Below are 6,912 nucleotides of genomic sequence, written 5' to 3'. Positions count from 1 at the left end.
GAAGACAACGCACCAGAGGTGGATGACACCGAGGTCGAAGTCCAGAGCAACGTTGAAGACAGCGCGCCAGAGGTGGATGACGAGGTGCAAGCACGCCCCAAACCTCGCCGCCGGATCATCGTGCAAAAGATTTCTCGCGCCGACATGGAGGCCGCTAAAACGGCCAAAGAGTCCGAACTTCCTCCTGAGATGGAAGCCGAATTAATGGCCGAGTTAGCCGAAGTTGAGGCCGAAGCTGAGGTTGAGGCCGAAGCTGAGGTTGAGGTTGAGGTTGAGGTTGAGGTTGAGGTTGAAACCACTACTCCGGCGGATGATCTAACCACAAAAGAGCCTTCGCAAGACGATGACCTCGACATTATGTCACGCCTAGCGAGCACTCTGGATACCCCGGAAACGACTTCGGACGCCCAAAACGCAGAGGCCCCAAAGGCTGATACTCAAGATGACGATACATTGCTCAATGACTTGCTGGATGAGGATGATGCTCCCAAGCGCAAATCCTTCTCTGCCATGGCAGAAGACGATGCAATTGAACGTCTGATGAGCACCACTGGGTCGCGTCTGGAAAGCGATGAAAGTTCGGTCCGCCGCGCCTCCATCGCCCACCTCAAAGCTGCCGTGGCAGCAACCAAGGCCGACTCCAGCATTGCCTCAGAAGCCGATAAACGCGATCAGGAAGAGTTGGAAAGCTACCGTGGCGACCTCGCTGCCGCGGTGCGCCCATCGCGCCCGCAAGCCTCAAGCAGTCGCGCTGATCGCCCCGCACCTTTGGTGTTGGTCAGCGAGCAACGCATTGGCACCTCAGAGGACGCCACCCCCGCCATAGCAGCAACCGCTGCCACGGTGGATGTGCGCCCTCGTCGCGTAACGCGTGGCAATTTGGCGTTGCAAGAAGAGATGGAAGAGCAGTTCGAGACGGATGCGGATGGCAACATCTTCACCGACGAGACCCAGGTCACCTTTGCAGAATATGCGGCAAAGGCCGGGGCTTTGGAACTGCCTGATCTGTTGGAGGCCGCAGCCGGTCACTATGTCGAGATTGAAGGCGCAAAGATCTTCACCCGGCCAATGCTGATGCGCAAGCTAAAGCAAATCTCCGGCCCTGATGCACCATCGCGTGAAGATAGCCTGCGCGCTTTTGGAACACTTCTGCGCACTGGCAAAATCGTGAAAACGGACAACGGCAAGTTCGAGCTCTCCAAGAGCTCGCAATTCGCCTAAGAGGCCCGCTGGCCGGGTCTGCTCCCGGTCGGGCACCAACCACGGAACGGAGGACGCAGCAATGCGCCCTCCGTTTCGCGTTAAGGGCTGAAATTTCACCCGGGGTCTAATTTTTCTTGTGATAAAGCTTGTCGAAACGAGCCATTTCTTGCCTCGTAAAGGGATAGGGGGAGTGCTCGTCCCCCATAAGCTTCATAATGGCAATCCGCAGGACAACGACATAGGCCAACACTGCGTAAACCGCCGCAATCCCCCAGTCCCATCCCGTTGCCAAGCCATTGGTTTGAACGATGTAGGCATAGGCTGCGAAAAGCGGCACATGCCCCAACGCAGTCGAGGCCAAGCCCGAGTTATACCAATGCCCCCGACCAAGCAGGCGGTTATTGACGATGCCATGCATAAGAAGCTGCGCAACACCGCCAAAGAGCATCGGCATAAGGCCGAGCCAGATAACGCCCGGGTAAAAAATCGGCGGAATGTAGAACAGGACCGCGAAGGTCCAATTCCCCCACATCGCCATGTTCTGATTAAGCGGAAAGCGGGAAGGATCGGCTTTGTTATCCTTGTAATACAGTGTATTAGCCATCTTCCCAAAGCCACCAGGATACCCGAACTCTTCGAAAAAGTGAAAGAAGATGACCGCGAGGTTGGCGGTGGATAGGCGTTGAAGCACGGATAGCTCGCTCCAGCAGGTGGCAAGTGCCCCCAAAATGGCAAGCCCGATGCCAGCGCTCACAAAATACCAGTTATTGCGAAGCCATGTCATGATTTATCCTTTCATCAAGGCGCAGAGTGCGCGTTCATCAATCCATTAATCCAACATATGTTTGATTTCAAGAATAATTCCAACACCCGTTGCATTACCCCCCGCATCATGGGTATTTGTTAGGCACAGAAAAGCTGTCATTGATTACTTGGGAGAGGCCCATGGCAAAAAGAAAACCACGCATTGCAGGGCGGCCAACTGGCAGTGACAGCACCCGCGCCAGCATCTTGGACTGCGCGCGGCACGCCTTCGCGACGGGGGGCTATGGGGGCGCAAGTATCAGGGCAATCGCCGCCGAGGCTGGGGTTGATCCCTCAACCGTTATCCACTTTTTCTCCACCAAAGACGGCTTATTTCAGGCCGTCATTCAGGATGTTGCCAAGGCAAGCACGCCGGTATTGGAGGCCCTGAAAGGTCGCGTAAGCGGCACGGAATTGATCAAAACTTACCTGACAATTTGGGACGATGCGGATGCAGGTCCAGCAATGCAGGCGATTATCCGGACGTCGTTTGGCTCTGCGCGCGCAATGGAGCTGTTTCGGGAAATTCAGACCCGAAGCTTTCTTGAAGCACTCACAAAGATCACCCGCACCCCGCTTGATGCCGAGCTGATGGTGATGCAACTCATCGCGATAGGGATTGGCAGATACATCGCCAAACTGCCCGAACTCGCAGGCCAAGACATTGAAACCATCTCGGAGAAAGTCGGGCCAAAGCTGGATCAATATCTTGAATAATGTGTTGGGCACATAGCCCAACTCCGCTCAATCTTTTGTGTCAGCGTCTTTTTGGTTCGGGTCCGCTTGCCCTATGCCTTTGAAGATAAACTTAAATGGAAGCGCCCAAATAACGCCCAAGACCAGGTAAATTGCAATTTCAATCAATATATTAGGCCGTTCCAACGTGCCAACCACGGTCCAAGCCACCGCAATATAAAGCGGCAGCCCGATGACCAGAATGAACAACGCCCAGCGCCGTCTGGCTTTGTAACTTAACGCCATCAAGCCGCCCCTAATCCGCGAAGGGGTCAGTGACGAGGATCGTGTCTTCGCGTTCTGGCGAGGTCGACAAGAGCGCCACTGGGCAATCAATCAACTCCTCCACGCGACGCACATATTTGATCGCTTCCGCAGGTAAATCCGCCCATGAACGCGCGCCCTCGGTTGATTGCGACCAGCCAGGCATGGTCTCATAGATCGGCGTGCAGCGCGCTTGCTGGCTCGAGGCTGTCGGTAAGTAGTCGACCCGTTTTCCGTCCAACTCGTAGGCCACGCAGATTTTCAGTTCCTCAAAGCCGTCCAGAACATCCAGTTTGGTAAACGCAATCCCAGACACGCCCGAAGTCGCGCAGGTTTGGCGCACCAACACGGCATCGAACCAACCACAGCGGCGTTTGCGCCCGGTCACGGTGCCAAATTCATGGCCCCGCTCGCCCAAACGCTGGCCGTCGTCGTCGTCCAATTCGCAAGGAAACGGGCCTTCGCCAACGCGCGTGGTATAGGCTTTGACAATGCCCAGCACGAAATCAATCGCCCCCGGCCCCATGCCAGAACCCGTGGCCGCCTGCCCTGCAATCACATTGGACGAGGTCACAAACGGGTAGGTGCCAAAATCAATATCCAGCAACGCGCCTTGTGCGCCTTCAAACAAGATGCGCTTGCCTGCTTTGCGCTTCTCAGCCAGCACTTTCCACACGGGGGCCGCGTATTTCAGCACGGACGGTGCTATTTCTTCCAGCGCTGTTAGCAGCGCCTCGCGGTCCACCGGCTCCAACCCCATGCCGCGACGTAACGCATCGTGGTGCTCTAGCAGGCGGTCCACACGGGTCTCTAGCGTTTCGCGGTCGGCCAAATCGGCCACGCGAATAGCGCGACGCCCGACTTTATCCTCATAGGCCGGCCCGATACCGCGCCCTGTGGTGCCAATTTTAGTGCCGGGATTCGCGGCTTCCTCGCGGGCGCGATCCAACTCGCCATGCACTGGTAGAATCAGCGGCGTATTCTCAGCAACCATCAGGTTATCCGCGTTGATCTCAACACCTTGCCCTTGCAGCAGCGCGATCTCGCCTTTCAGGTGCCAAGGGTCCAGAACAACCCCGTTGCCGATGACCGACAATTTGCCTCCGCGCACAATGCCAGAAGGCAAAAGCGACAGTTTGTAGACCTTGCCATCAATGACCAACGTATGGCCCGCGTTATGACCGCCTTGAAAGCGCGCGATCACATCTGCGCGCTCCGAGAGCCAGTCCACAATCTTGCCTTTGCCTTCATCGCCCCATTGCGCGCCGACAACTACCACATTGGCCATGCTATATTCCCTTGTCACGGAGTTGAAACCCGCGTCGGTATAGCCGCGCTGCAGCGTGGGGGGAAGCCTCAATTGCTGGGTTGCACGACGGCGCTGCCGCGACTACATACCAACAGAACAAATAAGTCATAGGCCACTGCCCCATGGAAAACATCATTCTTACCGTCCACCTGATCATCGCTTTATGCCTGATTGGGATCGTACTGATCCAACGCTCCGAGGGCGGTGGCTTGGGCGTCGGCGGTGGCAGCGGCGGTGGCGCCATGAGCGGCCGCCCGTCGATCTCTGCATTGGGCAAGGTAACATGGGTTTTTGGCATCGCCTTCTTGATTACATCCGTTACTTTGACTGTACTGGCTGCGCGCAATGCAGGCGGCAGCTCGGTCTTGGACGGCAACGCGATTGTGGCCCCCGCAGGCGTGGAAGCCCCCGCTGGCGACGCTCTTTTGCCACCAACACTGCCTGTAACCGGTGACGCCCCGCTGACCCCGCCTCGGGTCGACGAATAAACCAAATTCATACTATTTATGGGTGGTTAGCAGTATCCGCCCACAAAATGTTGCGGCGCGCTGTTGCGGGAGCGCCCCGAATCCTTTATGTCTTAAATCCCGTGAGCAGGGGCATTTTGGTGCCCCGATTGACCAATAATTTCAGGTAACGCGGGACACATCCAGCCATGGCAAGATACGTATTCATCACCGGCGGGGTGGTTTCATCACTGGGCAAAGGCTTGGCCTCGGCGGCCCTTGGCGCATTGCTGCAAGCACGCGGCTATTCTGTGCGCCTTCGTAAACTTGACCCCTACCTAAACGTCGACCCCGGCACGATGAGCCCGTTCGAGCATGGCGAAGTTTTCGTCACCGATGATGGCGCGGAAACCGATCTGGATCTGGGCCATTACGAGCGCTTCACTGGCGTCGCTGCGCGCAATACTGATTCCATTTCCTCCGGCCGCGTTTATTCCACCGTGTTGGAAAAAGAACGCCGCGGCGATTACCTTGGCAAAACCATCCAAGTCATCCCGCACGTCACCAACGAGATTAAAGACTTTTTGGCCATTGGCGAGGATGAGGTTGATTTCATGCTCTGCGAAATTGGCGGCACTGTCGGCGATATCGAAGGTCTGCCCTTCTTTGAAGCCATCCGTCAGTTTGCCCATGGTCGCCCACGCGGCGAATGCCTGTTCATGCACCTGACCTTGCTGCCTTATCTGGCCGCCGCTGGCGAATTGAAGACCAAGCCAACGCAACACTCGGTCAAGGAGTTGCAATCCATCGGCATCGCGCCCGATATTCTCGTGTGCCGCTCCGAGCACCCGATCCCGACCAAAGAGCGCGAAAAATTGGCGTTGTTTTGCAATGTGCGCCCCGATAGTGTGATTGCCGCCTATGACCTGCCCTCAATCTACGACGCACCGTTGGCCTATCACAAAGAGGGGCTGGACACGGCTGTGCTGAAAGCCTTTGGCATTTCACCCGCACCAAAGCCCAAGCTTGGCGTTTGGGAAGACGTCTCGGATCGGGTGCACAACCCCGAGGGCGAGGTCCGCATCGCCATCGTTGGCAAATACATCCAGCTCGAAGACGCCTATAAATCCATCAAAGAGGCCCTGATGCACGGCGGCATGGCCAACCGCGTCAAAGTCCGTGTTGATTGGGTCGATGCCGAAGTGTTCGACCGCGAAGACGCCGCCCCGCACCTAGAAGGCTACCACGCGATTTTGGTTCCCGGCGGTTTTGGCGAGCGCGGCACCGAGGGCAAAATCAAGGCTGCGCAATTCGCCCGCGAGAAGAAAATCCCCTATCTGGGCATCTGCCTTGGCATGCAAATGGCCGTGGTCGAGGCCGCGCGAAATTTGGCTGGCATGGCGAATGCCGGCTCGGAAGAGTTCGACCACGAGGCGGGCAAGAAACGCTTCACTCCGGTTGTTTACCATCTGAAAGAATGGGTGCAGGGCAACAACAAAGTGAGCCGAAAAGAAACCGATGATAAAGGCGGCACCATGCGTCTTGGCGCGTATAATGCGACGCTGACCGAAGGCTCCAAAGTGGCTGAAATCTATGGCACCACCGCCATTGAGGAACGCCACCGCCACCGCTACGAGGTCGACACCACCTACCGCGCGGACTTGGAAAAGCACGGGCTGATCTTCTCGGGCATGTCACCTGACGGGCGCCTCCCAGAGATCGTTGAGGTCAAAGACCACCCATGGTTTATCGGCGTGCAATTCCATCCGGAACTGAAGTCCAAACCATTCAAACCCCACCCGCTGTTTCGCGATTTTGTGCGCGCAGCCAAAGAAAACTCGAGGTTGGTATAATGGCCAAAGCCTACTGGATCGCCCATGTTGATGTCGCAGACCCGAAAACCTACGAGGATTACAAAGCGGCCAACGCAGCCCCTTTTGCCAAATACGGCGCGCGCTTTATTGTGCGTGGCGGGGCGCAAACCCTGCGCGAAGGTGCTGCCAAATCTCGCACAGTTGTGATCGAATTCCCCTCGCTGGAAGCTGCGACCGCCTGCTATGATAGCCCCGAATACCAAGCTGCAAAAGCCATCCGAGACCCGATATCCAGTGGTGATCTGGTGATCGTTGAAGGCTACACCCCTTAAGGAAC

General features: G+C 56.6%; 7 protein-coding genes and 1 pseudogene. 5 read left to right on the top strand and 3 right to left on the bottom strand.

Going from position 1 to position 6,912, the window contains the following annotated elements:
• Positions 1-1,221: pseudogene (locus AC3Y7R_RS14715) on the top strand (hypothetical protein); the annotation flags it as partial.
• A 106-nt stretch (positions 1,222-1,327) separates the two neighbouring features.
• On the opposite strand, the gene AC3Y7R_RS14710 reads toward AC3Y7R_RS14715, so the two are convergent.
• The gene (locus AC3Y7R_RS14710) at positions 1,328-1,987 is read right to left on the bottom strand and encodes an HXXEE domain-containing protein (protein ID WP_490042803.1); all 660 of its coding nucleotides are present in this window, start codon (positions 1,985-1,987) and stop codon (positions 1,328-1,330) included.
• A 161-nt stretch (positions 1,988-2,148) separates the two neighbouring features.
• Here AC3Y7R_RS14710 and AC3Y7R_RS14705 point away from each other — a divergent pair, with 161 nt between their 5' ends.
• Positions 2,149-2,724, top strand: a complete 576-nt coding sequence (locus AC3Y7R_RS14705; protein WP_490042802.1) for a TetR/AcrR family transcriptional regulator — start codon at positions 2,149-2,151, stop codon at positions 2,722-2,724.
• A 27-nt stretch (positions 2,725-2,751) separates the two neighbouring features.
• Here the strand turns inward: AC3Y7R_RS14705 and AC3Y7R_RS14700 are convergent, their stop codons facing one another.
• Complete coding sequence (locus AC3Y7R_RS14700) at positions 2,752-2,988, bottom strand: DUF2842 domain-containing protein (RefSeq protein WP_490042801.1); 237 nt, start codon at positions 2,986-2,988, stop codon at positions 2,752-2,754.
• A 10-nt stretch (positions 2,989-2,998) separates the two neighbouring features.
• A complete protein-coding gene (locus AC3Y7R_RS14695) occupies positions 2,999-4,294 on the bottom strand; it encodes an adenylosuccinate synthase (RefSeq protein WP_490042800.1) in 1,296 nt (431 codons plus the stop codon).
• A 143-nt stretch (positions 4,295-4,437) separates the two neighbouring features.
• Between AC3Y7R_RS14695 and secG the strand changes: the two genes are divergently transcribed.
• The 3 genes from secG (at position 4,438) to AC3Y7R_RS14680 (ending at position 6,907) form a co-directional block, all read left to right on the top strand.
• The gene (gene secG, locus AC3Y7R_RS14690; RefSeq protein WP_490042799.1) at positions 4,438-4,803 is read left to right on the top strand and encodes a preprotein translocase subunit SecG; all 366 of its coding nucleotides are present in this window, start codon (positions 4,438-4,440) and stop codon (positions 4,801-4,803) included.
• A gap of 167 nt (positions 4,804-4,970) precedes the next feature.
• Positions 4,971-6,614 (top strand): CTP synthase, encoded by a 1,644-nt coding sequence (pyrG, locus tag AC3Y7R_RS14685; RefSeq protein WP_490042798.1) that lies wholly within the window; start codon positions 4,971-4,973, stop codon positions 6,612-6,614.
• Entirely contained in the window at positions 6,614-6,907 is a 294-nt protein-coding gene (locus AC3Y7R_RS14680; protein ID WP_490042797.1) for a DUF1330 domain-containing protein, read from the top strand. Before pyrG ends, AC3Y7R_RS14680 begins: the two co-directional genes overlap by 1 nt.
• The last annotated feature ends 5 nt before the right edge of the window (positions 6,908-6,912 follow it).

It is taken from the genome of Litoreibacter sp., assembly GCF_058136045.1.
The sequence above is the reverse complement of the archived record's forward strand: the minus strand, read 5'-3'. Positions and strand labels throughout refer to the sequence as shown.